26 protein-coding genes are annotated in these 25,109 nt (G+C 71.8%); 10 read left to right on the plus strand and 16 right to left on the minus strand.

The window, feature by feature from the left end; translation table 11 throughout:
• Positions 1 to 17: 17 nt before the first annotated feature.
• Positions 18 to 431, minus strand: coding sequence for an SRPBCC domain-containing protein (locus MUY14_RS25395; RefSeq protein ID WP_247012533.1), 414 nt, complete (start codon positions 429 to 431; stop codon positions 18 to 20).
• Between the two features lie 64 nt (positions 432 to 495).
• On the opposite strand from MUY14_RS25395, the gene MUY14_RS25400 reads away from it, so the two are divergent.
• Positions 496 to 1,119, plus strand: coding sequence for a uridine kinase (locus tag MUY14_RS25400; protein ID WP_247012534.1), 624 nt, complete (start codon positions 496 to 498; stop codon positions 1,117 to 1,119).
• A 3-nt stretch (positions 1,120 to 1,122) separates the two neighbouring features.
• Here the strand turns inward: MUY14_RS25400 and MUY14_RS25405 are convergent, their stop codons facing one another.
• The 4 genes from MUY14_RS25405 to MUY14_RS25420 form a co-directional block, all read right to left on the minus strand.
• Entirely contained in the window at positions 1,123 to 2,280 is a 1,158-nt protein-coding gene (locus MUY14_RS25405; protein WP_247012535.1) for a glycosyltransferase family 4 protein, read from the minus strand.
• Positions 2,281 to 2,365: 85 nt separating this feature from the next.
• Positions 2,366 to 3,418, minus strand: coding sequence for an NlpC/P60 family protein (locus MUY14_RS25410; protein ID WP_247012536.1), 1,053 nt, complete (start codon positions 3,416 to 3,418; stop codon positions 2,366 to 2,368).
• A 424-nt stretch (positions 3,419 to 3,842) separates the two neighbouring features.
• Entirely contained in the window at positions 3,843 to 4,100 is a 258-nt protein-coding gene (locus MUY14_RS25415; protein WP_247012537.1) for a hypothetical protein, read from the minus strand.
• A 572-nt stretch (positions 4,101 to 4,672) separates the two neighbouring features.
• The gene (locus tag MUY14_RS25420) at positions 4,673 to 6,061 is read right to left on the minus strand and encodes an NYN domain-containing protein (RefSeq protein ID WP_247012539.1); all 1,389 of its coding nucleotides are present in this window, start codon (positions 6,059 to 6,061) and stop codon (positions 4,673 to 4,675) included.
• 96 nt (positions 6,062 to 6,157) lie between these two features.
• Here MUY14_RS25420 and MUY14_RS25425 point away from each other — a divergent pair, with 96 nt between their 5' ends.
• Positions 6,158 to 7,861 carry a DEDD exonuclease domain-containing protein gene (locus MUY14_RS25425; protein ID WP_247012541.1) on the plus strand — a complete coding sequence of 568 codons (1,704 nt, stop codon included), beginning with the start codon at positions 6,158 to 6,160 and terminating at the stop codon, positions 7,859 to 7,861.
• Between the two features lie 151 nt (positions 7,862 to 8,012).
• Here the strand turns inward: MUY14_RS25425 and MUY14_RS25430 are convergent, their stop codons facing one another.
• The gene (locus tag MUY14_RS25430) at positions 8,013 to 8,903 is read right to left on the minus strand and encodes a MerR family transcriptional regulator (RefSeq protein ID WP_247012543.1); all 891 of its coding nucleotides are present in this window, start codon (positions 8,901 to 8,903) and stop codon (positions 8,013 to 8,015) included.
• Between the two features lie 44 nt (positions 8,904 to 8,947).
• On the opposite strand from MUY14_RS25430, the gene MUY14_RS25435 reads away from it, so the two are divergent.
• Both MUY14_RS25435 and MUY14_RS25440 read left to right on the plus strand, forming a co-directional pair.
• Positions 8,948 to 9,685 (plus strand): maleylpyruvate isomerase family mycothiol-dependent enzyme, encoded by a 738-nt coding sequence (locus MUY14_RS25435; RefSeq protein ID WP_247012546.1) that lies wholly within the window; start codon positions 8,948 to 8,950, stop codon positions 9,683 to 9,685.
• Positions 9,686 to 9,743: 58 nt separating this feature from the next.
• A complete protein-coding gene (locus MUY14_RS25440; protein ID WP_247012548.1) occupies positions 9,744 to 10,025 on the plus strand; it encodes an Lrp/AsnC family transcriptional regulator in 282 nt (93 codons plus the stop codon).
• Between the two features lie 9 nt (positions 10,026 to 10,034).
• On the opposite strand, the gene MUY14_RS25445 is transcribed toward MUY14_RS25440, so the two are convergent.
• The 5 genes from MUY14_RS25445 to MUY14_RS25465 all read right to left on the minus strand — a co-directional run bounded on the left by MUY14_RS25445 (position 10,035) and on the right by MUY14_RS25465 (position 14,807).
• On the minus strand, positions 10,035 to 10,388 hold the full coding sequence (locus tag MUY14_RS25445) for a VOC family protein (RefSeq protein WP_247012550.1): 354 nt from the start codon (positions 10,386 to 10,388) through the stop codon (positions 10,035 to 10,037).
• A gap of 79 nt (positions 10,389 to 10,467) precedes the next feature.
• Positions 10,468 to 12,153: a cytochrome bc complex cytochrome b subunit gene (locus MUY14_RS25450; protein ID WP_247012552.1), complete on the minus strand. Its 1,686-nt coding sequence runs from the start codon at positions 12,151 to 12,153 to the stop codon at positions 10,468 to 10,470.
• Positions 12,150 to 13,304 carry a ubiquinol-cytochrome c reductase iron-sulfur subunit gene (locus MUY14_RS25455; protein WP_247012554.1) on the minus strand — a complete coding sequence of 385 codons (1,155 nt, stop codon included), beginning with the start codon at positions 13,302 to 13,304 and terminating at the stop codon, positions 12,150 to 12,152. The genes MUY14_RS25450 and MUY14_RS25455 overlap by 4 nt, the downstream gene beginning before the upstream one ends.
• Positions 13,301 to 14,119, minus strand: coding sequence for a c-type cytochrome (locus MUY14_RS25460; protein ID WP_125306905.1), 819 nt, complete (start codon positions 14,117 to 14,119; stop codon positions 13,301 to 13,303). Before MUY14_RS25460 ends, MUY14_RS25455 begins: the two co-directional genes overlap by 4 nt.
• Positions 14,120 to 14,180: 61 nt before the next feature.
• Positions 14,181 to 14,807: a heme-copper oxidase subunit III gene (locus MUY14_RS25465; RefSeq protein WP_247025237.1), complete on the minus strand. Its 627-nt coding sequence runs from the start codon at positions 14,805 to 14,807 to the stop codon at positions 14,181 to 14,183.
• Positions 14,808 to 14,902: 95 nt separating this feature from the next.
• Here MUY14_RS25465 and MUY14_RS25470 point away from each other — a divergent pair, with 95 nt between their 5' ends.
• The 3 genes from MUY14_RS25470 to trpD all read left to right on the plus strand — a co-directional run bounded on the left by MUY14_RS25470 (position 14,903) and on the right by trpD (position 16,879).
• Positions 14,903 to 15,316: a ribonuclease E inhibitor RraB gene (locus MUY14_RS25470; protein ID WP_247012556.1), complete on the plus strand. Its 414-nt coding sequence runs from the start codon at positions 14,903 to 14,905 to the stop codon at positions 15,314 to 15,316.
• A 121-nt stretch (positions 15,317 to 15,437) separates the two neighbouring features.
• Positions 15,438 to 15,839 carry a hypothetical protein gene (locus MUY14_RS25475; RefSeq protein WP_247025238.1) on the plus strand — a complete coding sequence of 134 codons (402 nt, stop codon included), beginning with the start codon at positions 15,438 to 15,440 and terminating at the stop codon, positions 15,837 to 15,839.
• Positions 15,840 to 15,844: 5 nt separating this feature from the next.
• Complete coding sequence (gene trpD, locus MUY14_RS25480) at positions 15,845 to 16,879, plus strand: anthranilate phosphoribosyltransferase (protein WP_247012558.1); 1,035 nt, start codon at positions 15,845 to 15,847, stop codon at positions 16,877 to 16,879.
• An 810-nt stretch (positions 16,880 to 17,689) separates the two neighbouring features.
• Here the strand turns inward: trpD and MUY14_RS25485 are convergent.
• The gene (locus MUY14_RS25485; RefSeq protein ID WP_247012560.1) at positions 17,690 to 18,637 is read right to left on the minus strand and encodes a DMT family transporter; all 948 of its coding nucleotides are present in this window, start codon (positions 18,635 to 18,637) and stop codon (positions 17,690 to 17,692) included.
• Between the two features lie 83 nt (positions 18,638 to 18,720).
• On the opposite strand from MUY14_RS25485, the gene MUY14_RS25490 reads away from it, so the two are divergent.
• Positions 18,721 to 19,680 (plus strand): GlxA family transcriptional regulator, encoded by a 960-nt coding sequence (locus MUY14_RS25490; protein ID WP_247012562.1) that lies wholly within the window; start codon positions 18,721 to 18,723, stop codon positions 19,678 to 19,680.
• 51 nt (positions 19,681 to 19,731) lie between these two features.
• Here the strand turns inward: MUY14_RS25490 and MUY14_RS25495 are convergent, their stop codons facing one another.
• Positions 19,732 to 20,151 (minus strand): cytochrome c oxidase subunit 4, encoded by a 420-nt coding sequence (locus tag MUY14_RS25495; RefSeq protein ID WP_247012564.1) that lies wholly within the window; start codon positions 20,149 to 20,151, stop codon positions 19,732 to 19,734.
• Positions 20,152 to 20,182: 31 nt separating this feature from the next.
• Positions 20,183 to 21,124: a cytochrome c oxidase subunit II gene (coxB, locus tag MUY14_RS25500; RefSeq protein ID WP_247012566.1), complete on the minus strand. Its 942-nt coding sequence runs from the start codon at positions 21,122 to 21,124 to the stop codon at positions 20,183 to 20,185.
• A 185-nt stretch (positions 21,125 to 21,309) separates the two neighbouring features.
• Here coxB and asnB point away from each other — a divergent pair, with 185 nt between their 5' ends.
• Entirely contained in the window at positions 21,310 to 23,244 is a 1,935-nt protein-coding gene (asnB, locus tag MUY14_RS25505; RefSeq protein ID WP_247012568.1) for an asparagine synthase (glutamine-hydrolyzing), read from the plus strand.
• Positions 23,245 to 23,304: 60 nt separating this feature from the next.
• Here asnB and MUY14_RS25510 read toward each other — a convergent pair whose 3' ends face one another.
• Positions 23,305 to 24,297 carry a carbohydrate kinase family protein gene (locus MUY14_RS25510; RefSeq protein WP_247012570.1) on the minus strand — a complete coding sequence of 331 codons (993 nt, stop codon included), beginning with the start codon at positions 24,295 to 24,297 and terminating at the stop codon, positions 23,305 to 23,307.
• A 148-nt stretch (positions 24,298 to 24,445) separates the two neighbouring features.
• Here MUY14_RS25510 and MUY14_RS25515 point away from each other — a divergent pair, with 148 nt between their 5' ends.
• Complete coding sequence (locus MUY14_RS25515; RefSeq protein WP_247012572.1) at positions 24,446 to 24,616, plus strand: hypothetical protein; 171 nt, start codon at positions 24,446 to 24,448, stop codon at positions 24,614 to 24,616.
• 63 nt (positions 24,617 to 24,679) lie between these two features.
• Here the strand turns inward: MUY14_RS25515 and MUY14_RS25520 are convergent, their stop codons facing one another.
• Positions 24,680 to 25,057 carry an iron-sulfur cluster assembly accessory protein gene (locus MUY14_RS25520; protein WP_247012574.1) on the minus strand — a complete coding sequence of 126 codons (378 nt, stop codon included), beginning with the start codon at positions 25,055 to 25,057 and terminating at the stop codon, positions 24,680 to 24,682.
• Between the last annotated feature and the right edge of the window lie 52 nt (positions 25,058 to 25,109).

Genomic DNA, 25,109 nt, shown 5'->3' on the forward strand with positions numbered 1-25,109 from the left:
CCCCCGTGCAGTCCGCTTCAGCGCTCGGCGAGTGCCGCCACCACGCGCTCGGTCACGTCCTGCCAGTATGCCCGCTGTTGCTCGCGTTCTTCCGCGTCCGCGAGCCATTCTTGGTGGAACCGCAGCGTGGTCTTGGCGCCCGCGCCGCTCAGCCGCACCTGGACGGTCGAGTCGTGGTCCCAGTCGCCCGGGCGCCACGTGAGCCGCACGCGGTCGTTCTCGGCGTAGCCGCGGATCTCGCCGACCGTGCCGTTCGCCGTTTCGTACTCCGCGCCCGGTTCGCGCGGCAGTTCCACGCCGGGACCGAGCCAGATCGCGACGCCGTCCCGGCTGACCAGGAACTCCCAGACCGTCTCCGCCGTGTACGGCAGCGTCCGCGAAACCCCGATGTTCCACCCGACATCGGCCGTTTTCCCCACTGAGGAAGTCATGTCCGCATCCTCCCACCGGGGTACGACAAAACCCGCCGGTGGCCCGGGTGCAGGATCAGTGCTCGTGCGCTACCGCCCCATCTCCCCGGCCGTGCTGGCCGAAGAACTGACCGAACGCATCGACGCGCTCACCGGGCGTCCCCGGTTCGCGGTCGCCGTCGACGGCGCGGCGGGTGCGACGGAAACCACGGAACTCGCCGACGCCCTGGTCGATCCGCTGCGCCTGCGCGGGCGCGCCGCCCTGCGCGTGTCCGCGAAAGACTTCCTGCGCCCCGCGTCGCTGCGCTACGAGCACGGCCGCACGAATCCCGACGCCCGCTACACCGACTGGCTCGACCTCGGCGCCCTCCGCCGTGAAGTGCTCGACCCGCTGGGCGACGGCGGTTCCGGCGAGGTGCTGCCGTCGCTGTGGGACGCCGGGCGCGACCGCGCGACCCGGGCGGAGCGGGTGCCCGTCCCCGAAGGCGGCGTCGTGCTCCTCGACGGCGAACTGCTGCTCGGCGCCGGCCTGGCCTTCGACCTGGCCGTGCACCTGTGGCTCTCCCCCGCTGCGCTGCACCGCCGCGTCCCGGAGGAGTGGGCGGTCCCGGCTTACGAACGCTACGAAGAAGAAGTGGACCCGAGCTCGCTCGCCGACGTCGTCGTGCGCGTCGACGACCCGCGGCACCCGGCGCTCTACACGCCGTGAAGCTCAGCGGACGACGGCCACCGGATCGCCGTCGAGCAGACCGGACAGCCGCCCGGCCATCGTGTCCCACCGCCAGTTCTCGCTGACCCAGGCCCGGCCCGCCTCGCCCATCCGGCGCGCCCGCACCGGGTCGGCCAGGAGGCTGGCCACGGTTTCGGCGAGCTGACCGGTGTCGCGGCCTTCGACGACGTGCCCGGTGACCTCGTCGAGCACCGTTTCCGGGGCCCCGCCGGAGTTGCCGGCCACGACCGGCAGCCCGGTCGCCGACGCCTCCAGGTAGACGATGCCGAGCCCTTCGACGTCGAGCCCCTTGCCGCGGGTGCGGGCGGGCATCGCGAAGACGTCGCCGGCCGCGTAGTGGGCGGGCAGCTCGGACCACGGCACCGACCCGGTGAGCACGACGTCCCGCTCCAGGCCGAGCCCGGTGACCAGCTGGCCGAGCTTCTTGCGGTACGGCCCGCCGCCGACGATGAGCAGCGCCGCGTCCGGCACGCGTTCGCGAATCAGCGGCAGCGCGCGGATCAGCTGGTCCTGGCCCTTGCGCGGGACCAGCCGCGACACGCAGACGACGGTCGGCCGGTCGGAAAGGCCGTGCCGGACGCGGATTTCCGCGCGGCCGGCGGGATCCGGCCGGTACAGCCCGGTGTCCACACCGGACGGCAGCAGCTCCAGCCCGGCCATCGGGCCGAACGCGGCGGCGAACCGGCCGCGCGTGTACCGGCTGACGTAGGTGACGGCGTCCACGGTGTCGCCGATGCGGCGCAACGCCTGCCGCGACGCCGGGAGCATGGACCAGCCGACTTCGTGGCCGTGCGTCGACGCCACGATCCGCCGCGCACCCGCCTGGCGCAGCGAGTGCCCCAGCAGCGCCAGCGGAGCCGCGGCGCCGAACCAGACGGCTTCGCAGTCCCGCGCCCGCATGATCTGCTTCGCGCGGCGGAGCACGTCCGGCGTCGGCAGCATCAGCGACGTCGGGTGCCGCACGACCTCGAACGGCGCTTCGGCGTCGAACTCCTCGTGCGACCCCGTCCGAGACTCCCACGCAGGCGCGTAGACGACCAGGTCGTCCGACGGCAGCCGGGTGGCGAGGGAGTTCAGGTAGTTCTGGATCCCCCCGGGCCGCGGCGGGAAGTCGTTGGTCACGAGCAGGGTCTTGAGCACGTCCCAGAGGCTAGCCGCCGCCCCGTACACCGGAGGGGCGGCACCGCGTGTGCGGTACCGCCCCTCCTGGAGTGCTGCTCGGAACCTACGCCGTCGGGCGGCGGGCTCCCGCGTACTGGCTCTGCAGCGGCGAAATCTTCACGACGTCGCCGGTGTCGGGCGCGTGCACCATCTTGCCGTCGCCGAGGTACATGCCGACGTGCGAGACGGGCGAGTAGTAGAACACGAGGTCGCCCGGCTGGAGCTGGTCGCGCGGCACCGCGGCGCCGAACGTGGACTGCTCCCGGCTCGACCGGGGCAGCTTGATCCCGGCCTTCCCGTACGCCCACAGCATCAGGCCGGAGCAGTCGAACGAGCTGGGCCCGGTGTCGCCCCAGCCGTACGGGCTGCCGAGCTTGCTCAGCGCCGCGTCGACCGCGGTCTGGGCGGCGGCGGTGGGCGCCTGGACGTTCGGTGCCGAGCCGCCCCGGTCGCCCTGGAGCGACTTGTCGGCCGAGCTCAGGTTCTTGTTGGCGGCCTTGAGCTGCTGGATCTGGTCGTTCAGCGTCTTCTGCTTGGCCTGGATGTCCTGCGTCAGCTTCGCCGCGGCGTCACGGGCGTCCGTCGCGCGCTTCGCCGCGTCGGTCGCCTTGGCGGTGGCGTCGTTGGCCTGCTGGACGGCGCCGGTGAGGTTGCCCATCGCGCCGTTCTTCTCGGTCGCGATCACCTCGAGCGCCGAGGAGCGGTCGAGGAAGTCCTGCGTGGACGTGCCGGCCAGCAGCGCGGACAGCTTGTTGAGCTGGACCCCGCTGGTGAACGACGCGCCGGCGAACTTGTCGACCTCGGTCTGGTACTTCTTCTGGTTCGCGGACGCCTGGGCGGCCTGGTCCTTCGCCGCGTTGACGTCGTTGGAGGCCTTGTCGAGCTCACCCTGCTTGGCCTTCAGGTCGTCCTGGGCCTTGAGCAGGTCTTCGTTGAGCTTTTCGGCCTGTGCCGCGAGGTCGCGGTACTGGGCGAGGGCGTCCGAACCGGTGGGCGGAGCCTGGAGGACGGGGACGGGGGCGGCGATGGCCGTCGGCTGGGCCACGGTGACGAGGGTGATCACCGAAGCCGCGGCGAGGGCACCTGACACCACGCGCCTGACTGGATGCGACTGCACGGTCGCGCGGGTCTCCTTTGGTCTCGGCCGCCGTCGGGGACCGGGGCACGAAGAGGTCGGGGAGTCCTCTTCGCCGCTCGTCCCCACCGCTTCGGGGCTGCTTCATCCGCAACTGGTGAAGCAAGCGGTGGTGGTTCCGGTTCCCAGCTTCCCGACAAAGCTGCGTCCGGCGGCGATCTCGCGTCGCCGCCTACATCGACGGCCGGGGGCCACGAGATCTCGGACAGGTTACGAAAAGTCCGCCACGACGTCCACCACCCGTCGGCCAAAAACTCTCCGTAGCGCCCGGAAACACCATCGGACCAGCTATGGAGAAAACATGTGATGGGCGTTACACGCTGGGGATATTCCCGCAGCCTGTTCGGTCACCGACCGTTCACCTGATCCGATCGACCATTCGGCGCGCCGACACGAAACGGGCGTGTCAGGCGGTGCGCAAAGCCGCTCCCTCCACCAAGCGCAGCCGCGGCACCATCCCCGCTTCGGCGAGTGCGTCGACGGCGCGGCGCTCGTCGGCGTCCCACACGACGGCGGGCGGCGCGCCGAGCAGCACGCTGATCACGCAGTCGTGGCAGGAGATGCCGCGCACGACGCAGCGATCGCAGTCCACCACGAGGTTCTCGATGTCCTCGACGGATATGTGCGAGACGTCCACTTCGGACAGGTCAGGGGTGTCGTTCACGTGGTCCTCCTCACGTCGGTTCCGACTTGGGGAGGACGGTACGGGGCACCCCCGACAGTTTCGGGCGAGCGAGCCCACGCCCCCGGGCCGGCCGCGGCGCGCGAGACGTCATGAACGACCCTTTCACCGCGTCCGACGCGGTGAACGACCCGTCCATGACATGCCGGACCGCGCGATCGGGTGAAGAGGTGGTGGCGGGCAGGTTCGGCGGCCGGCATGCGGGTACGCCCGGGCTCGCACCACCAGGCGCAGGTCGTCACACCGGTCACGCCCTCCGGCTGGACCTGAGCCGAACGGGCCGACCGGCCCGTTCGCCCTGACCCCGGTCCGGGACGTCGTGAACGACCCTTTCACCGCGTCCGACGCGGTGAACGACCCGTTCATGACATCGGGGCTGGCGGCAATGTCGCGGTGGCGGGCGGGTTCGGCGGCCGGCATGCAGATACGCCATGGCTCGCACCACCAGACCCAGCACATCGCACCGGTCACGCCCTCCGGCTGGACCTGAGCCGAAGGACTGACCGGCCCGTTCGCCCTGACCCCGTTCCGAGATCGGGTGGCGGGTCGGGCGGTCAGACCCGGGACAGGCGGCTGACCAGCACCGACGAGGGTGTCGGGTGGGCGCCGCCGCCGCGGACCGAGTCGGCCACCGCGCGGTCGGACGTCGCGACCACCATCGGCCGGCCCGCGGGCTCGGTCGCGACGATGTTGCGGATCACGTCGTCGGCCAGCACGCCGCGGTCGGAGAACAGCACCCGCACCCCGCGCGGCACCGACGCGGGGACCGACAGCACGCCGGCGCCGTCGAACACCACGGTGACCTCGGCGGACGTGCGGGCGGCCAGCGCCTGGAGCTGGTGGATCAGCCGGTCGCGCTGGTCGGCGAGGGCCAGTTCCGGGTAGCCGGTCTTCGTGACGTTGTAGCCGTCGACGATCAGGTGGACGTTGGGCAGCGCGAGGTAGCGGTCCAACGTGGACACGTCGGCGATCTTGCCGCCCTGCCCGGTGCCGGACCGGGTGCCGCGCACCATGTCCGCGGGGCGGGCGCCACGGGCGCCGATGGCGAGTTCGCGCCGCAGGCCGTTGACGGCGCCGTCGATCGTGTCGATGAGCAGCCCCAGCCGCACCTCGTCGGCCTGCCGGGCCTCGCGGGCGGACTGGCGGGCGATCTCGGCGTCGGCGGCCGCGCGTTCGGCGCGGGCGCGTTCCCCGGCGACGCGCTGGCGTTCGCGGTCGAGCTGCGCGGTCAGCGCGGCGATTTCGTCGGCGCGGGCGGCGGAACCGCGGTCGGCCTCGGCGGCCGCCGCTTCGGCCGCGTCACGGGCCTGGCGCAGCTGGACGCCTTGCTCGCGGAGGCGCTTCAGGAGCTTCTCGACTTCGCCTTCGCGCTCGCCCCTCGCGCTTTCGGCGGTCTGCCGAGCCTCGGCAAGCTCCGCGCGGACCTGGACGAGTTCGGCTTCGAGCCGCTGGTTGCGGGCCAGCGCGGCGTCGCGTTCGGCGCGCAGGGCGTTCTCTTCGGCGTTCTTGGCGACCAGCCGCACGCGCCCGGCGGCGCCGGACTCCCCGAGCAGGACGGCGGCGGCCGCCGCGGCGACCGAGTCGGTGGCGTTGGGGTCGAGCGCGTCGGTGCGGTGTTCGCGCAACCACTCGATGACGGCGGTGCGGAACTGCGAGGACTCGCCCAGTGAGGCCAGCAGGGCGGCCCCGCCGAGCTTGGCGCGCTTGGCGGGGGCGAACTTGGCGACCGGCCGCAGCTGGCGCGGCACGTCGGTGCCGGGGAGCTTGGCGACGGCGGCCGCAGCGAGCTCGGCGATGCGGTCCCGGACGGGCTCGGGCAGCGCCGGCCAGGTGGCGGGTTCCGGCCGGTCAGCGGCCTCTTCAGCCGGTTCCGGGCGCGAGGCGACACCCGAGGGACCGGCGGGGTCCCCTGGCGGCTCCGGCACGAGCGGCTGCGGGTGCATTGGTCCAGGGTAGGCCCCGCCCCCGCATCCCGCGCCGCGCGGCACACGGACCGGCCGCGCGCGGAAACTGTCGGTGGTCGGCCCTACAGTCCGACCATGCGTTCGATCCAGGCACAACTCGCGTTCGACGAGCTCGGAACCCCGTTGCGGGAAACGACTTTCGTGGTTTTCGACCTGGAAACCACGGGAGCCGGGCCGGGCGCGTCCGAAATCACCGAAATCGGCGCGGTGAAGGTGCGCGCGGGTGAGGTGCTCGGCGAGTTCGCGACCCTGGTCAACCCGGGCAAGACCATCCCGCCCCAGATCGTCTCGCTGACGGGCATCACCCAGCTGATGGTGTACGACGCCCCGCCGATCGAGGAGGTGCTGCCGGCGTTCCTGGAGTTCATCGGCGGCTCGGTGCTGGTGGCGCACAACTCGGGCTTCGACACCTCGCACATGCGGGCCGCCTGCGAGGCGCACGGGTACGTGTGGCCGAAGCTGACGGTGGTGTGCACCGCGCGGCTGGCCCGCCGGGTCGTGCCGCGCGACGAGGTGGGGCGCTACAACCTGACGGCGCTGGCGTTGCTGTTCGGCGCCCGGACCCGCCCGACGCACCGCGCGCTGGACGACGCCAGGGCCACGGTCGACGTCCTGCACGGCCTGCTGGAGCGCGTCGGCAACCTGGGCGTCCACTCGCTCGAGGAGCTGATGGGCTACCTCCCGGAGGTGACGGTCGCCCAGCGCGCGAAACGGCACCTGGCGGCGGACCTGCCGGCCGCGCCGGGGGTCTACCTGTTCAAGGGCCCGAAGGAGGAGGTCCTGTACGTCGGCACGGCGAAGGACCTGCGGCGGCGGGTGCGGACGTACTTCACGGGTTCGGAGAACCGCAGCCGGATCCGGGAGATGGTCGCGCTGGCCGAGCGCGTCGACCACGTCGTGTGCGCGCACGCGCTGGAGGCGGAGGTGCGCGAGCTGCGGCTGATCGCGGCGCACCGGCCCGCGTACAACCGCCGGTCGAAGAACCGCCACCAGGGCTGGTGGATCGGGCTGACGGACGAGGCCTTCCCCCGCCTGTCGGTGGTCCGCCTGCCGCGCCCGGGCGTGCTGGGCCCGTTCCGCAACCAGGCGGACGCCCGCGCGACGGCGGACACCCTGGCCGGCGCGTCCGGCCTGCGCACGTGCACGCAGCGGATCTCACCCCGCTCCCCGAACGGCACCCCGTGCGTCCTGGCCGAGCTGGGCCGCTGCGGCGCCCCCTGCGCGGGACGGCAGAGCGTCGAGGCGTACGAGCCGTTGGTGGCGTCGGCGTCCGGCCTGATCGCGGGCCTGGACGGCCGCCCCCTGCACACCGCGGCGGAGCACGTGGAGCGGCTGGCGGCCGGTGAGCACTACGAACAGGCGGCCCGCCATCGCGACGAGCTGGCGGCGTTGATCAGGGCGCTGGGGAGGGCGCACCGGCAGGGATCGCTGGCCTCGATCGGCGAGCTGATCGCGGCGGGCCCGGACGGCGCGGGCGGCTGGGAACTGGCGGTGATCCGCTACGGACGCCTGGCGTCGGCGGGAGTCGCCCCGCGAGGGGTGCCGCCGATGCCGGTCGTCGAGGTTCTGGTGGCTTCGGCGGAGACGGTGCTGCCGGAACCGGGCCCCTTGCACGGCGCGCCGCCGGAGGAGGTCGGGGTGTTGCTGCGGTGGCTGGCTCGCCCGGGCGTCCGGTTGGTCCGGACGACGAGGCCGTGGGCGGAGCCGGCGGCGGTCGCGGGGTGGCGGGGGTGGCTCGACCTGGTGACGGAGGCGCATTCACTGGAGCACGTGGGCTGACGGGGCGGTCGCGGGGCAGGCCGCAGCGGCGGGTGCCACTGCTCCCGGGCGCAAGCAGTCGAACGTGCCGTCGCCCCGAGCGGGCACCTCGCCATCGGGCGTCGCTGAAGCCGCAGGGCGGGCGCGCGGTCCGTCTCGGCCCCCCGCACCCTCACCCCACCGATCGGTCCAGCGCATCGAGCAGCCAGGTGTGCGCAACCCCCATCGGCGCGGCCTCCCCCGTGACCTCCCCCGCCAGCTGCCAGTACCGCCGCAGCCGGGGCGACCGGTCCACCGCCGTCCGCCGGTTCAGCGCGCGGCGGAACTCCAGGCTGTCCGCCCTCCGGTGCGCCGTCGCGTGAGCCGCCACGAACCGGTCCAGCGCCGCCCCGGGCGCGGGTGGCCGCCCGGCCACCACCGCACCGGCAGCCAGTCCGCACGCCTCCCCCACCTCGGCGTGCAGCACCCCCAGATCCGCGATCCGCTCGTGCGCCACCAGCGTGCTCGCCCGCAGCCCCACGGCCAGCTCCCGGTCGGCCGCCAGCACGACCAGCTCCGCATACGCGACCACCTGCGCGGTCGTCGGGGAATCCGGCGGCAGCGGCGCACTGATGTCCAGGAACATCCGCGCCGTGTCCGGCGGGATCGGGCCCGCGGTCATCGGCTCCCACAACCGCACCAGCGCGGCCCGCGCCCCCTCGCCGTCCTGGACCGCCGAGAGCAGGTCCAGCCGGGACGGGGCCTCCTCCACAGCTCGCAGCACCGAATGCCGCCAGGACAGGGTCGCCAGCTCGCGGTCCAGCGCCGTCCGCTCGGCCGCCACCGCGTCGTCCAGGGAGCGGTCGCCCGCGAGGACGCCGGTGATCGACCGCAGGCCCAGCCCGAGGCCGCGCAGCCGGCGCACCAGGTTCAGCCGGTCGACGGAACCCGCCTCGAACCGGCGGTGACCGCCCACGCTGCGGGCCGGCTCCAGCAGGCCCTCGTCGCAGTAGAACCGGATCGTGCGGACCGGGACCCCCGTCCGGCGGGCCAGGTCGCCGATGCCCAGTGTGTCCTCGGTCACCTTCGGTCGAACCTCCAGCCGGGTGGAATTCCTACGGTACGGCCATGGACACCACCAGACTCGCCGAAGGCCTCCACGACCACACCGCCGGGTTCGCCGGTGCGGTGACCGGCGCCGACCCCGAAGCCCGGGTCCCCACCTGCCCCGAATGGCCGCTGCGGGTGCTCGTCGGGCACATCGGCCAGGCCCACCGCTGGGCCGCGGGCATCGTCCGCTCCGGGCCCTCCCCCGTTCCCGACCCGTTCGACGCCGACCCCGGCTCGCCCGAAAAGTGGTCCGACTGGCTGCTCCAGGGCGCCGCCGACCTCGAAGACGCCGTCCTGGCCGCCGGCGAGACGCCGGTGTGGACGTTCTTCGGCCCCGGACCCGCCCGGTTCTGGCTGCGGCGGATGGCGCACGACACCACCGTCCACCACGCCGACGCCGCGTTCGCCACCGGCGCCGCCTTCGAGGTCGACCCCGACCTCGCCGCCGACGCCATCAGCGAGTGGCTGGACGTCCTGTCCGACCCCGTGACGCCGACCCTCAACCCCGCCTTCGCCGAGCTCCGCGGCACCGGCCAGACCCTGCGGGTCGCCCCGGACGACGGCCCCGGCTGGCTCGTCACCCGCACTCCGGACGGCGTCCGCTGGGCCCCCGGCGGCGACGTGGCGGACGCGACCCTCGCCGGGCCCGTCCAGGACCTCCTGCTCGTCCTCACCCGCCGGCTCCCCGCGGACCGCGTGCGCCGCACCGGCGACCGCGCACTGGCCGAGCACTGGCTGGCGCACACGGCGGCGTAGCGAGGCGGCTCACTAGGATCACCGGCGACACCCGCAGCCGAGTCTTGGAGGACCCCAGGTGATCACCGCGATCGTGTTGATCCAGGTTGAGGCGGACGCGATCCCGGACGCGGCCCAGGCGATCGCCGACATCGACGGTGTCGGCGAGGTCTACTCGTGCGCCGGGGACGTCGACCTCATCGCCACCGTCCAGGTGTCCGCGCACGAGGAGCTGGCCGACCTCATCCCCGGCCGGATCGGGAAGGTGCCGGGCGTGCTGGACACCGTCACGCACATCGCGTTCCGGTCGTACTCCCGCACCGACACCGAGTCGGCCTTCTCGATCGGCGTCGAAGACTGACCGGCGGGGTCAGGCCGGCTGCCAGAGCTCGACGCGGTTCCCGGCGGGGTCGGTGACCCAGCCGAAGCGGCCGATGCCGTCCATGTCCTGGACCTCTTCGGCGACGTCGGCGCCCTTGGCGCGCAGCTGCGCGAGCATCGCGTCGAGGTCGCGGACCCGGAAGTTGAGCATGACCTGCTGCGACGGCGACCCGAAGTAGTCCGTCCCGGCCTCGAACGGCGCGAAGACCGTCGGCCCCGGCTGCTGCTGCCACGAGCCGTGCTCGTCGGCGTCGAGGCCCAGGAAGTCCCGGTACCAGGCTCCCAGGGCCGCCGGGTCCGCCGCGCGGAAGAAATAACCACCGATGCCGAGCACACGTTCCATGCCGCGCATCGTGCCAGCCCGGAAACACCGATGGCCACCGCCGGCGAACCGGCGGTGGCCATCGGGCTGACTTGCGGTGCTAGTGGTCCGACCGCTTGGCGGCCGAGGCCGCTTCGGCGGAGTCGAACTCACCGTGCTGGCCGTTCTCGTCCGCGGAGTGGCCGTTGCCGTGCCCGTTGCCGTGGGCCCGCTCCAGCGCGGCGGTCTCCTCGGCGGGGTCCGGCGACCAGAGCGTGCCCGGGACGGCGTGCCCGGCCGAGCCCAGCTTGTTCATCTTCTTCGGCACGGACGCGCCCTGGTACTCGAGCGGGATCGCGTGGCCGTGGCTGTCCACGCCGGCGAGCGGCTGGTGGATCTCGATGAACTCACCGTGCGGCAGCCGCTTGATGATGCCCGTCTCGACGCCGTGCTCCAGCACCTCGCGGTCGGCCCGCTGCAGGCCCAGGCAGAGCCGGTAGGTGAGGTAGTAGGCGACAGGCGGCACGAGCAGGACGCCGATGCGGCCCGCCCACGTCGTCGCGTTCAGGGAGATGTCGAACTGGTCGGCGATGATGTCGTTGAAGCCCGACAGCTCGATCACCATGAAGAAGCCCAGCGCCATCGCGCCCAGCGCCGTGCGGACCGGGACGTCCCGGGGCCGCTGGAGCAGGTTGTGGTGCGCGGTGTCCTTGGACAGCCTCCGCTCGATGAACGGGTAGCCCAGGAACAGGCCGAACAGGATCGGCATGCCGATCGCGCCGGGGAAGAACACCGCCGGGATCGTGTAGTTCCCGAGGTAGACCTCCCACGCGGGCCAGATCCGGAGCATGCCGTCCGCCCAGGCCATGTACCAGTCGGGCTGCGAGCCCGCCGACACCTGCGCCGGGTTGTACGGGCCGAAGTTCCACACCGGGTTGATCTGGAACAGCCCCGACATCAGCGCCAGCACCCCGATGACCAAGGTGAAGAAGGCCCCGCCCTTGAGCGCGAAGTACGGCATGATCCGCACCCCGACCACGTTGGTCTCCTTGCGGCGCACCCCCGGGAACTGGGTGTGCTTCTGGTACCAGACCAGCGCCAGGTGCGCCCCGACCAGCGCCAGCATGATCCCCGGCAGCAGCAGGATGTGCAGCGTGTACAACCGCGGGATGATCTGATCGCCCGGGAACTCCCCACCGAAGAGCGCCCAGTGGATCCAGGTCCCCATCACCGGCACCGACAGCACGATCCCCGACAGCGTCGCCCGGATACCGGTACCCGAAAGCAGGTCATCAGGCAGCGAGTAGCCGAAGAAACCCTCGAAGCACCCCAGGATCAGCAGCAGCCCGCCGATCACCCAGTTCGCCTCACGCGGGCGCCGGAACGCACCGGTGAAGAAGATCCGCAGCATGTGCACGGCCATCGACGCCACGAAGATCAGCGCCGCCCAGTGGTGCAGCTGCCGCATGAACAGCCCACCGCGGACGTCGAAGGAGATGTCCAGCGTCGTGCGGAACGCCTGCGACATCTCCAGGCCCTGCATGTTCGTGAAGCTGCCGTGGTAGACGACCTCCTGCATGGAGGGGTCGAAGAACAGCGTCAGGTACACACCGGTGAGCAGCAGGATGATGAAGCTGTAGAGCGCGATCTCGCCGAGCAGGAACGACCAGTGCGTCGGGAACACCTTGTTCAGCTGGTGCCGCAGGCCCTTGGCCGCGTGGTACCGCTGGTCGGCGTTGTTCGCGGCGTCGCCCAGCGCCTTCTCGACCGGGCTCGACCCCTTGGTCGGCGTGGTGAGTGAACTCATGACTTACGCTCCCAAAAGGCCGGACCGATGGCCTCGATGAAGTCGCCTCGCGCGATCAAGTATCCCTCTTCGTCCACCGTGATCGGTAGCTGGGCCAGCGGACGCGTCGCCGGGCCGAAAATCGGCTTGGCGTAGTGCAGCGCGTCGAACTGCGACTGGTGGCAGGGGCACAGGATGCGGTTGGTGCGCTGCTCGTACAGGGAGGTCGGGCAGCCGACGTGGCTGCAGATCTTCGTGTACGCGTACAGGTCGCCGAAGTTGAAGTCCTCCTGGCCGGCGCGCTTGACGACCTTGGCGGCGTCGGTCGGGCGCAGGCGGATGAGCATGACCGGGTTGTCGACGCGGGTCAGCGCCGCGGCCAGCAGCTCCGGCTTGCCCTTCTCGGACTCGCGGTACGGGAAGACCGTCTCCATCGCGCCGGCGTCGAGGTCCTCGGCCTTGACCAGGCTGGCCTCTTCGCCCTCTTCCAGCGGCTTGCCGGTGTTGCGGCGCAGGTAGACCTTCTCGCCGGGGAAGTTCGGCTGCCAGCCGGTGTGCCACAGCGACTCGCGGGTCTCGCTGTCCTTCCACGGGTTCTTGATGAAGGACGCCAGCGGCAGCGCCGCGGCCGCGAGGCCCAGCGTGCCGGCCCCGGCGATCGCCGAGCGCTTGATCAGCGACCGGCGGGCGATGGTGCTGCGGTTCCCGGCGTCGGCCAGGTGCGCGAGGAACGTCTGGCGGTCGACCTCGGCCGACCCCTTGCCCTCGCCGTCACCGCGCTGCTGCACCGCGACCTCGGCGGGCACGAACTTCTTCGTGTACAGGATCACGCCGATGCCGAGGCCGAGGATGGCCAGGCCGAGCGTGATGCCGAGCATCGGCGTGTACAGGCTGTACCAGAAGTGGCCGCTCTCGTTGTCCGGCGACTCGTACTTCCACGGCCACCAGATCAGCGAGACGACGAACCCCAGCCCGGCCAGCGCGGACAGGGCGAACCAGAACGCCACCAGGCGCTCGGCGCGCTTCTCCGCGCGGGTGCCCTCCACGGGCCACGGGGTCGGGTATTCGACGATTTCGACGCCGTCGAGCGCCCCGCCCAGCTTGACCAGCTGGTCCCGGTCCATCTCAGCCAGCTCCGCCTCCGTCGGCGGCTTAGGCCCCTCGGCACTCATGCCTTCGATCCAATCCACAACGTCACGCCGATCAGCGCGGCGATCCCGACGATGAAGGCGATGACGCCCTCGGAAGCGGGGCCGACCCCGCCGAGGCCGTTACCACCCGGGTCATTGTTGCCGTCGGACACCGACTTAACGTAGGCGACGATGTCCTTCTTCTCCTCCGGCGACAGCTGCCGGTCGGAGAACTTCGGCATGTTCTGGGGGCCGGTGAGCATGGCCGTGTAGATCTGCTCTTCGCTGGCCGGATCCAGGTTCGGCGCGTACTTGCCCGCCGACAGCGCGCCGCCGCGGCCGGTGAAGTTGTGGCACGAAGCGCAGTTGAGGCGGAACAGCTCGCCACCGCGGGCCGGGTCGGAGCCGCGCAGGGCCTCGCCCTTCTCGGCCGGGCGCTGGACGCCGCCGCCGTGCGCCTGGATGTAGGCGCCGACCGCGTCGATCTCGGCCTCGGTCAGCTTCGGCGGCTTCCGCTCGACCTGCGCCTCCTGGCGCGCGGCGGGCATGCGGCCCGAAGAAGTCTGGAAGTACACCGCGGCGTCGCCGATGCCGATCAGGCTCGGCCCGCGGTCCTGCACGCCCTCGAGGTTCGCGCCGTGGCACGCGATGCAGGTGTTGTTGTAGACCTGCTCGCCGAGGCGCAGCTGCGCCGGCGTGCCCTGTGCCTGCGCGGTCTGCGGCTCCGGGGCGAACACGGCGTACAGGGCGCCGGCGCCCACCAGCGCGATACCGAGCGCGAGCAGGCCGGCGAACCGCCTCCGCAGCTTCGACCGCGCGCGGTAGCGGCGCTCCGACGATTTGGTGCTGGTGGTCATCTTGCGGCAACCCTTGCTGTCAGTTCAGGCCGATGGTGAAGGTGGTGGCGGCTGGGCGGACCTACGGAAGGAGGTAGATCACACCGAACAGGCCGACCCACACGATGTCGACGAAGTGCCAGTAGTAGGACACGACGATCGCCGACGTGGCCTGGGCGGGCGTGAACTTGCTCAGTTTCGTGCGGATGAGCAGGTACACGAAGGCGATGAGCCCGCCGATGACGTGCAGGCCGTGGAACCCGGTGGCGAGGTAGAAGACCGTGCCGAACGGGCCGGACGGGATCGTCATCCCCTCTTCGACCAGGTTGTGGTACTCGTTGGCCTGGCCGCCGACGAAGATCGCGCCCATGATCAACGTGATGATGTACCAGCGGCGCAGCCCGTAGACGTCGCCGCGCTCGGCGGCGAACACCCCGAACTGGCAGGTCAGCGAGGACAGCACGAGGATCACCGTGAACGGGATCGCGTACGCCACGTTGAGGTGGAACTCCTCGCCGTGCAGGCGCGGCGGCCAGGTCTCCCCGACCGGGTTCTGCGCCTTGACGGTGAAGAACATCGCGAACAGTCCGGCGAAGAACATCAGCTCGCTGGACAGCCACACGATGGTGCCGACACTGACCATGTTCGGCCGGTTCAGCGAGTGGACCCGCTGACTGATGGTGGGAGCTGCCGTTGTCACGCGTCGCATTATGTCCTCTCGCACCACCGCTCCGCCGGGTGGGTCCACGGCGAGCCGTCTGCGTTACCGATCACACGGGATGCCCGGGAAGGTGAGAGCTACTCATGGGTTTGGTGAACCGCCTGCTCAACCTGGTCAAGAGGCGCGAAACGCCTGTTCTCGGGCCCGACGACCCCGGCCTGGAGATCGTCGCGGAGGCCTTCGACCCGGTCGTCGCGGACTCAGCCGTGCTCGCGGGTTCACCCGGTTGGGTCAGCACCGCACCGGCCGTCCTGCGGCACCACCTGCTGCTGCCGCCGGACCGGGTCGCCGAAGCGGCGTCGATCCTCGCCCAGGACGGCTACGACCTGCGGGAACAGGCTCCGGCGGGCGAGCTGGTGCGGGTGCACGCGGTGCGCGTCCAGGTGCTCGACGCGCTCCACTGCGCCCAGGAACGGTCCCGGATGGCGGGTCTCGCGCAACGTCTGGGTGGCGACGCGCTGGGCTGGGACGCGCTCCAGCCGGAGCCGACCGCGTGATGTCGGTCTCGGCCGATACGATCGGCACTGTGCCGGACCGGGGCTCCGCCCCGGGCCGGGGGTTCCGCCACCCGGAACCCCCGAAAAGCAGCATGTGGTCAGCGAGACGGAGGCGTGCCTGATGGGCGAGTCGATGCGGGTCCTGGTGTTCAGCCACAAGGCGGAGGTGCGCGAGGCGATCGTGAACGCGGTCGGGCGCCGTCCGGCGGCGGACCTGGCGCGCGTGGACTACATCGAGGCGGCCGGGATCGCCGACGTGCTGTCCGAGGTGGACGCGGGCCACGTCGACCTGGCCATCCTCGACGGCGAGGCGCAGCCGACCGGCGGCATCGGCCTCTGCCGTCAGCTCAAGGCCGAGATCACCGACTGCCCGCCGATCGTGGTTTCGGTGCGGCGCAAGGACGACCGGTGGCTGGCGACCTGGTCGCAGGCGGACGCCGTGCTGGTGCACCCGCTGGACCCGCTGACCGCCGCGGAGACCGTCGCCGACGTGCTGCGACGGGTCCCCGTCGTGAACGGCTGAGCCCGGTGAGCACCCCGGTCCCCCGCACCTGGCCACCCCTGCTCAAGCAGCTCGTCGCGGGCATCGATCTCTCCGCCGAAGACACGGCGTGGGCGATGGACCAGATCATGAGCGGGGCCGCGAGCCCGGCCCGGATCGCCGGGTTCGCGGTGGCGCTGCGCGCCAAGGGCGAGACGCCCGAGGAGATTGCCGGCATGGCGGCCACGATGCTGGCGCACGCCCGGCGGGTCGAGCTGGACCGCCCGGCGGTCGACATCGTCGGCACCGGCGGCGACGGCTCGAACTCGGTGAACATCTCGACGATGGCGACGATCGTCACGGCGGCCGCCGGCGCACCGGTGGCCAAGCACGGCAACCGCAGCGCGTCGTCGAAGTCCGGCGCGGCCGACGTCCTCGAGGCGCTCGGCGTGCGGATCAGCCTGCCCCCGGAGGACGTGCGGCGCAGCCTCACCGAGGTCGGCATCGGGTTCTTCCTGGCATCGGCGTTCCACCCGGCCCTGCGCCACGCCGGCCCGGTCCGCAGCGAGCTCGGCATCCCGACGACGTTCAACCTCCTGGGCCCCCTGACCAACCCGGCCCAGCCGGGCGCCGCGGTGATCGGCTGCGCGTACCAGGACAAGACGCGGGTGCTGGCCGAGACGTTCGCCCGCCGCGGCACAACGGCCCTGATCGTCCGCGGCGACGACGGCCTCGACGAGATCACCACGACGACGACGTCGACGGTCTGGGTGGTGACGGGCGGCACGGTGACCGAGCGCTCCCTGGACCCGGCCGACCTGGGCATCCCCCGAGCGACGGCGGACGACCTGCGCGGCGGCGACGCGGCGGCGAACGCGGAGGTGGTCCGCGAGCTGGTGGGCGGCAAGCCGGGCCCGGTCCGCGACGCGGTCCTGATCAACGCGGCCGCCGCACTGGCGGCGTTCACGGGCTTCTCGGAGTCCTTGGAGGACGATCTGCGGGCCGGTCTGGCGCGGGCCGCGGAGGCGATCGATTCGGGCGCCGCGGCGACGATGCTGGACCGCTGGATCGCGTTCAGCTGACCCACCGCCCGCTCACCCACGAGCGATGGCCGGGTGCCGGCACCGGGAGACCGCCGAGCCGGGGCTCCGCCGCCTGCCGGGATAGGCGATGCCGCCGGTTGCCGCTGAGCGGGCGGCGCGTCCGGCACCACCCGCCCGCGCTGCCTCCCGGCGCCCGCTCACCCGCGAGCGGTGGGCTCGGGCACCGCTCGCTCCCTCCCTCCGCAGCGGCAGACCGCCACGTTGGGGTGCCGGCACGCCCACCGCACCCGGACGGCTCGAACGGGCAAGGCCGGCTGAGGTGCCGCGCTCCCACGAATCCGATCTCAGATGCGCTGCCGGGCCGCCTCAGCGCCCCCTCGCGGCGGCCGTAGACCCCGGTGCCGGCACCGGGAGACCGCCGAGCCGGAGCTCCGCCGCCCGCCGGGATGGGCGATGCCGCCGGCTGCCGCTGAGCGGGCGGCGCGTCCGGCACCACCCGCCCGCGCTGCCTCCCGGCGCCCGCTCACCCGCGAGCGGTGGGCTCGGGCACCGCTCGCTCCCTCCCTCCGCAGCGGCAGACCGCCACGTTGGGGTGCCGGCACGCCCACCGCACCCGGACGGCTCGAACGGGCAAGGCCGGCTGAGGTGCCGCGCTCCCACGAATCCGATCTCAGATGCGCTGCCGGGCCGCCTCAGCGCCCCCTCGCGGCGGCCGTAGACCCCGGTGCCGGCACCGGGAGACCGCCGAGCCGGAGCTCCGCCGCCCGCCGGGATGGGCGATGCCGCCGGCTGCCGCTGAGCGGGCGGCGCGTCCGGCACCACCCGCCCGCGCTGCCTCCCGGCGCCCGCTCACCCGCGAGCGGTGGGCTCGGGCACCGCCCGCTCCCGCCCCTCCTCCTCCGCAGCGGCAGCAGCGGCAGCAGCGGCAGCAGCAGACCGCCGGCCCTGTTGCGGTGCCAGTGCCGCCGCCAGGACCGCCAGCATGCCCACCGCCTCCGGCCAGCTCGGGCGGTGGCCGTAGAACGCGATGTCCACCAGGACCGCCACCACCGGGTACAGGTAGGACAGCAGCGCCACCGTCGTGGTCGGGAGCTTGCCGATGCTCGCGTACATCAGCACGTACATCAGTGCCGTGTGGACGGTCCCGAGCAGGACCAGCCACAGCAGCCCCGAAGTCGTCGTCGGGAGGGGCGTGATCAGCAGCAGGGGCGCCAGCGCCAGCGCGCCCACCGTCGTCTGCACCGCGGCCAGCAGGTGCGGGCGGATGTGCTTCAGCTGCTTCGCCACGAAAGACGCTCCGGCGTAGAGCACCGCCGCGCCGAGTGCGAGGCCGATTCCCGCCAGCTGCACGGGTTTCCCGTCCTCGCCGTGGGCGGACAGGGAGATCACCGCCACCCCGCCGAACGCGACGGCGGCCCGGGCCAGGTGGCTCTTCGCGACCTTCTCGCCGAGGAACGCGGCCGCCAGGCCGACCAGGATCAGCGGTTGCGTGTGGTAGACGACCGTGCTGACCGAGATCGACGACAGCGCGTACGAGGCGAACAGCAGCACCCAGTTGCCGACCAGGAAGAGCCCGCCCAGCACGGCCAGGCCGAGGTCGCGGCGGGACGGCCGCCACGACTGCAGCCAGCCGCGGGAAAGGCACCACAGCACCAGCAGCGCACCGCCCACGAAGCAGCGGGCGAACGCCACGGCGGGGGCGGCGGCGCCGCTTTCGAGGACGACCGCGCCGATCGTGCCGGACATCGCCATCGCCGCGGACCACTGGAGGAGCGGGCGGGTTTCCGCATTCGTCATACCGATCAGGTTCGTCCTGCCGGCAGCCGCCGACCAGTGTCAGAGATGACAACGACCGCAAACCTTGTGACAGACTGGGCGGCATGGACGTCAACCGGGTCGCGGTGGTGCTCGCCGACCGCGTTTCGCCGTTCGAGCTGGGCGTCGCGTGCGAGGTCTTCGGCACCGACCGCAGCGCCGACGGCATCGAGGGCTGGGCCTTCGGCGTCTGCTCGCCGGGCGGGGACGCGGTCGCCAGCTGGTCCGGGTTCGGCCTCTCCGGCCTGCGTGACCTCGATTACGCGGCGGCGGCGGACCTGCTCATCGTCCCGACGTGCGCGCCCCGGACAGCGCCGCCGCCGGAGCCGGTCCTGGACGTCCTGCGGGACGCCGCCGGGCGCGGGGCGTGGGTCGCCGGGTTCTGCGCGGGCGTCTTCACGCTGGGCTACGCGGGCCTGCTGGACGGGCGCCGCTGCACGGTCCACTGGGTGTACGAGGCGGAGTTCCGCGCGCGCTTCCCGGCCGCCGACGTCGACCCGCAGGCGCTGTACGCCGACGACGGAGGCGTCCTGACCAGCGCGGGCACGGTCGCGGCGGTCGACCTGTGCCTGCACCTGGTCCGCCGGCTGCGCGGGGTCGCGGCGGCCACGACGCTGGCGCGCCGGATGGTCGCGGCCCCGCACCGCGCGGGCGGGCAGGCCCAGTTCGTCCAGGCCCCGGTCCCGGCCTCGGCGGCGGCCGGCGACGCCGTGGTCGCGGAGGCTCTGGAATGGGTCGAGCGGCGCCTGGACCAGCCGTTCACGGTGGCGGAGCTGGCCCGCCGCAGCGGGCTCGGAGAACGGACGTTCCTGCGCCGCTTCTCGGCCGCCACGGGCACGACACCGCACCGGTGGCTGACGGAACGACGCCTGGACCGCGCCCAGGCCCTGCTGGAGGAGGGCGGGCTGTCGGTGGAGGACATCGCGACGGCCTGCGGCTACGCGTCGGCGGCCGCGTTGCGGCACCAGTTCACGCGGCTGCGCGGCACGAGCCCGTCGTCGTACCGGACGGCGTTCCGGGGCTGAAAGCGAAACCGGCCGCCACGCGAGTGCGTGACGGCCGGTTCCGGGAAGAGCTCAGTCGTGCGAAGGGCCCGTGTGGTACTCGAACACCAGCCCGCCGATGGTGATGAGCAGCGCGACGAGCGCGATCACCAGCAGCCAGATGTGGAAGAACGCCAGCGCCAGCGCCGCGAGGGCCGCCGTGGCCGCCATCGCGACCGGCCAGTAGCTGCCCGGGCTGAAGAAGCCCAGCTCGCCGGCACCGTCGCTGATCTCGGCGTCTTCGCGGTCTTCCGGCCGCGGCTCGATGCGGCGGGCGACGAACTGCATGTAGCTGCCCGCGAGGAACGCCAGGCCGCCGGTCAGGAACAGCGAGACGATGCCCACCGGCTCCGGGCCGTGGGTCGCGGCCGCCGCGGTCCACACCCAGTACACCGCCGCCATGAACACGGCGAAGGTCGCCACGATGAAGAAGATGCGGGCTTCGGCCTTCATGGGTCTTCCCTACTCCTGTTGTCGCCGGGCGTCAGTTGGACGCGGTGCGGGCCGTGCGGTCGGTGTTGAACGGCTGGGTCGTGACCGCGTGCGGGGTGCACAGCTCGCCGCAGTTCATCTTCGCCAGCGCCTCGGCCGCGGTGAACGACTGACCGGTCGCCGGGTTCGTCTGCTTGCGCAGCCCGATGTACTGGTCGTACTTGTCCGCCGATAGCGCGCGGACCTCGAAGTTCATCACCGAGTGGTAGGTGCCGCACAGCTCCGCGCACCGGCCGACGAAGGAGCCCTCGCGGTCGATCTTGTTCTGGAAGGAGCTGTCCTGGTTGTTCTTCTCCGGGTTCGGCATGACGTCCCGCTTGAAGTGGAACTCCGGGACCCAGAAGGAGTGGATGACGTCGGTGGAGACCAGGTCGTACTGGATGGTCTTGCCGACCGGCAGCACCAGGAGCGGGATCTCGCCGGACGAACCGACGGTGCTCACCTGCTGGCCGTCCGCCCGCTTCGCGGACTCGTCCTCGTACTTGAACTCCCAGTTCCACTGGAACGCCACGACCTGGACCTTGACGTCCGGGTTCGGGATCTTGTCCAGGACCTTCGACTCCGTCGTCGCGGTGAAGAAGAACAGGACGCAGACCATGATCGTCGGCACGACGACCGTGAACAGCTCGAGCGGGATGTTGTACTGGAACTGCCGGGGCAGCTCCTCCGGCTCGCCGTCGACCGTCTTCTTCTTGCGGTGGAACGTCGCGGTCCAGAAGATCAGGGCCCACACGATGACACCGACGACCAGCGCCGCGACCACGGTCCAGGTCCAGAGGTTCCGCATCTGGTTCGCCTGCTCGGTGACACCGACCGGCCAGCCGAACCGCAGGATCTCGTCGCCGGAGCAGCCCGTCGCGGTCAGCGCGACCAGCACGGCCAGCGCGGCGACGCGCACGGTCCGCTTCCCCAGGGTGCGCTCGGGTTGTCCCACTGCGCCTCGCCCTTTCACCCAGAGCCTCCTACGACAGATCTTCGTGACAGGCGGAGCCTAGCCGAGTTGACCGACTCCGCTGACCAAGGGGTAACCGTCGACGCCCGTGTTACTCGCCACGGCCTGCCCGGCATACTGGGCTCTTCCCCAGCCCGGTGAAGAACTCCGAAGGTGTGTGAGTACCCGTGTGCGGCCTGCTTGGACTGATCTGCGCGACCGAGACCGGCGCGGCCAACGCGCGTGACGCCGTCGGAGCGGCCATGCGCTGCCAGCGCCACCGCGGCCCCGACGAGCAGGACACGTGGGCCGACGCGGAGGTCGTCTACGGCTTCAACCGGCTCGCGTTCATCGACGTCGAGCACGCGCACCAGCCGCTGGTCTGGGGCCCGCCGGAGGCGCCCGGCCGGTACACGATGAACTTCAACGGCGAGATCTACAACTACCGTGAGCTGCGCGAAGAGCTCGCCGCGCAGCACGGCGCGAAGTTCGAGACCGAAGGCGACGGCGAGGCCATCGTCGCCGGCTTCCACTACCTCGGCGCCGACTGGGTCAAGCGCCTGCGCGGCATGTTCGCCTTCATGATCTGGGACTCGCAGGAGAAGCGCGTCTTCGGCGCCCGCGACCCGTTCGGCATCAAGCCGCTGTTCTACTCGGCCGGCCCCGGCGGGGTGGCGTTCTCCAGCGAGAAGAAGAGCCTGCTGGAGCTGTCGGACGTCCTCGGCGTGGCCCAGGAGCTGGACCGGAAGGCCCTGCAGCACTACCTGGTCCTGCAGTACGTGCCCGAGCCCGAGTCGCTGCACACCGCGATCCGCCGCGTCGAGTCCGGCACGTCGTTCGAGGTGGCCCCCGGCGGTGAGGTGAAGTTCACCCGCTATTTCCACCCGCAGTTCAGCGCGAAGCCGGTGAACACGCAGGCCGAGGCCGAGGAGCTGCACCAGCGCATCGCCGATGTGATGCGCGACTCGGTCGGCAAGCACATGATTTCGGACCCCGACGTCACCGTCGGCGCGTTCCTCTCCGGCGGCATCGACTCCACGGCCACCGCCACGCTGGCCAAGGAGCACAACCCGAACCTGATCGCGTTCACCACCGGGTTCGAGCGCGAGGGCTACTCCGAGGTCGACGTCGCCGCCGAGTCGGCCGCCGCGATCGGCGTGAAGCACGTGGTCCGGACGGTCACGGCGGACGAGATGATGGAGGTGCTGCCGCTCATCGTCTGGTACCTCGACGACCCGGTGGCCGACCCCGCGCTGGTCCCGCTCTGGTTCATCGCCCGCGAAGCCCGCAAGCACGTCAAGGCGGTGCTCTCGGGCGAGGGCGCGGACGAGCTGTTCGGCGGCTACACGATCTACAACGAGCCGATCTCGCTGGCGCCGTTCGAGAAGATCCCGGGCGGGATGCGCAAGCTCATCGGCAAGGTGTCGACGAAGATCCCGGAAGGCACCCGCGGCAAGGACCTGCTCCGCCGCGGCGCGCTGCCGCTGGAGGACCGCTACTACGGCAACGCCCGCAACTTCCGCGACGACCAGCTGCGCAACGTCCTTCGCACGTACCAGGAAGGCGTGGGCTTCAAGGACGTCACGGCGCCCTGGTACGACGTCTCGCGCGGCTGGGACCCGGTGGCCCGCATGCAGCACGTCGACCTCTACACGTGGCTGCGCGGCGACATCCTGGTCAAGGCCGACAAGGTGACGATGGCGAACTCGCTGGAGCTGCGGGTGCCGTTCCTCGACGCCGAGGTGTTCAAGGTCGCGGCGTCGATCCCGCTGGACCAGAAGCTCGCCCACGGCACCACGAAGTACGCGCTGCGCCAGGCACTGGCCAAGATCATCCCGGCGCACGTGCTGAACCGCCGCAAGCTCGGCTTCCCGGTCCCGATCCGGCTGTGGCTGCGCAACGAGATGTACGACTGGGCCAAGGGCATCATCAGCGACTCGCGGACCGAGGAGCTGCTGGACAAGAGGGCGATCCTGGCGCTGCTGGAGGAGCACAAGGCGGGCCAGCTCGACCGCAGCCGCCAGCTGTGGGCGCTGATCGTCTTCATGCTGTGGCACGGCATCTTCGTCGAGCACCGCATCAAGCCCGAGGTCCCCGAGCCGGTGTACCCGGTCAAGCTCTGAGCTTTCCGGCGGAGGAGGCCCCGCACCGGGTCGGTGCGGGGCCTCTTCCGTTCCGGGGCCTCAGGCCGCGGGCAGGACCGCGGAGATCTCGTCGGCCGCGTCCGGGCCGAAGGCCTCGCCGATGCGGGCCAGGGCGTCCGCGCGGTCGAACGTCCACTCCTGGGTGCCGATCGTCTCCAGGACCAGGACCGCGATCAGCGAGCCGAGCTGGGCCGCGCGCTCGACGTTCAGCCCGCCGTCGAGGCCGGCCAGGAAGCCCGCGCGGAAGCCGTCGCCGACGCCCGTCGGGTCGGCCTTCGCCCGCTCCGGGACCGCGCCGATCTGCAGGGCGGTGCCGTCCTTGCCGACGATCTCGACGCCCTTCTCACCCAGCGTCGTGATCCGCATGCCGACCTGCGCGAGGACGTCGGCCTCGGTCCAGCCGGTCTTCTGGAGCAGCAGCTCCCACTCGTAGTCGTTGCTGAACAGGTACTTCGCGCCCGCGACGAAGTCTCGGGCCTGCTCGCCGCTCATGCGGGCCAGCTGCTGCGACGGGTCGACGGCGAAGGCGTACCCGCGCTGGCGGCACTCCTCCGCGTGGCGGACCATGCCCTCCGGGTCGTCCGGGCTGATCAGCACCAGGCTGAGCTCCCCGGCGCGCTCGGCGATCGGCTGCAGCTCGATGTTGCGGGACTCGGCCATCGCGCCCGCGTAGAACGTCGCGATCTGGCAGAGGTCCTCGTCGGTGGTGCAGACGAACCGCGCGGTGTGCGCGACCTCCGAGACGTGCACGCCGGTGGTGTCGACACCGTGGCGCTCGAGCCAGGAGCGGTAGTCGGCGAAGTCGGCGCCGACGGCACCCACGAGGACCGGCTGCACGCCGAGCACCCCGAGCCCGAAAGCGATGTTGGCGCCGATACCGCCGCGCCGGACCACGAGGTCGTCGGCGAGGAAGCTCAGGGAAACCCGGTGCAGCTGCTCCGCGACCAGCTGCTCCGCGAACCTGCCCGGGAAGTGCATGAGGTGGTCGGTCGCGATACTGCCGGACACCGCGATCCTGGCCCTGTCTGCCACCGGCTGCTCCTTTGTGTTCGACCTCACGGCAAAAGGCGCGAAGTTACCCCCGGGTCATGACCCATCCGGGTAGTTCGCGCGCGCCCACCCGACACTACCGGCTGGTACTCCTTCTCCAGTCGAATCGCGATCAATACCGTTACGAATCGTGAACGCCGTCACCGAACCCGAGACCCTGTCCGAGCTGATCGCCGACTGCGCCCTCATCCCAGAGACGTTGCAGGCCGAGCGCCTGCCGCTGCCCCGTGCCACGGCCAAGCCGTGGCAGGTCGACGAGGCGTGCCACGCCCAGGTGGCCGAGCTCGACGCCTACGTGTAAGCCCGCAGGAACGAAGAAGGCCCCGCCCTCCCCACGGAGGACGGGGCCTTGCTCGTGCTTCGCTCAGTGGAACGAGTCGCCGCAGGCGCAGGAGCCGGTCGCGTTCGGGTTGTCGATCGTGAAGCCCTGCTTCTCGATCGTGTCCACGAAGTCGATGACGGCTTCCGACACGTACGGGGCGCTCATCCGGTCCACGGCGACCTGGAGGCCGTCGAAGTCGCGGAACAGGTCGCCGTCGAGCTTGCGCTCGTCGAAGAACAGCTGGTAGCGCAGGCCCGCGCAGCCACCGGGCTGGACGGCGATGCGCAGGTGCATGTCGTCGCGGCCCTCCTGCTCGAGCAGGGCCTTCGCCTTGGAAGCCGCGGCGTCGGTCAGCGTGACGCCGTGGGTCTCTTCGGCGGTCTCGGCCTGCGTCGCGCCGGCGTGCTCAGCGGTCGTCATGGCACTCCCTCTAAGTTCGAACTCACTGCGGATACTCCTCGTGCTGACGTCT

This window comes from Amycolatopsis sp. FBCC-B4732, from assembly GCF_023008405.1.
Taxonomy (GTDB): domain Bacteria; phylum Actinomycetota; class Actinomycetes; order Mycobacteriales; family Pseudonocardiaceae; genus Amycolatopsis; species Amycolatopsis pretoriensis_A.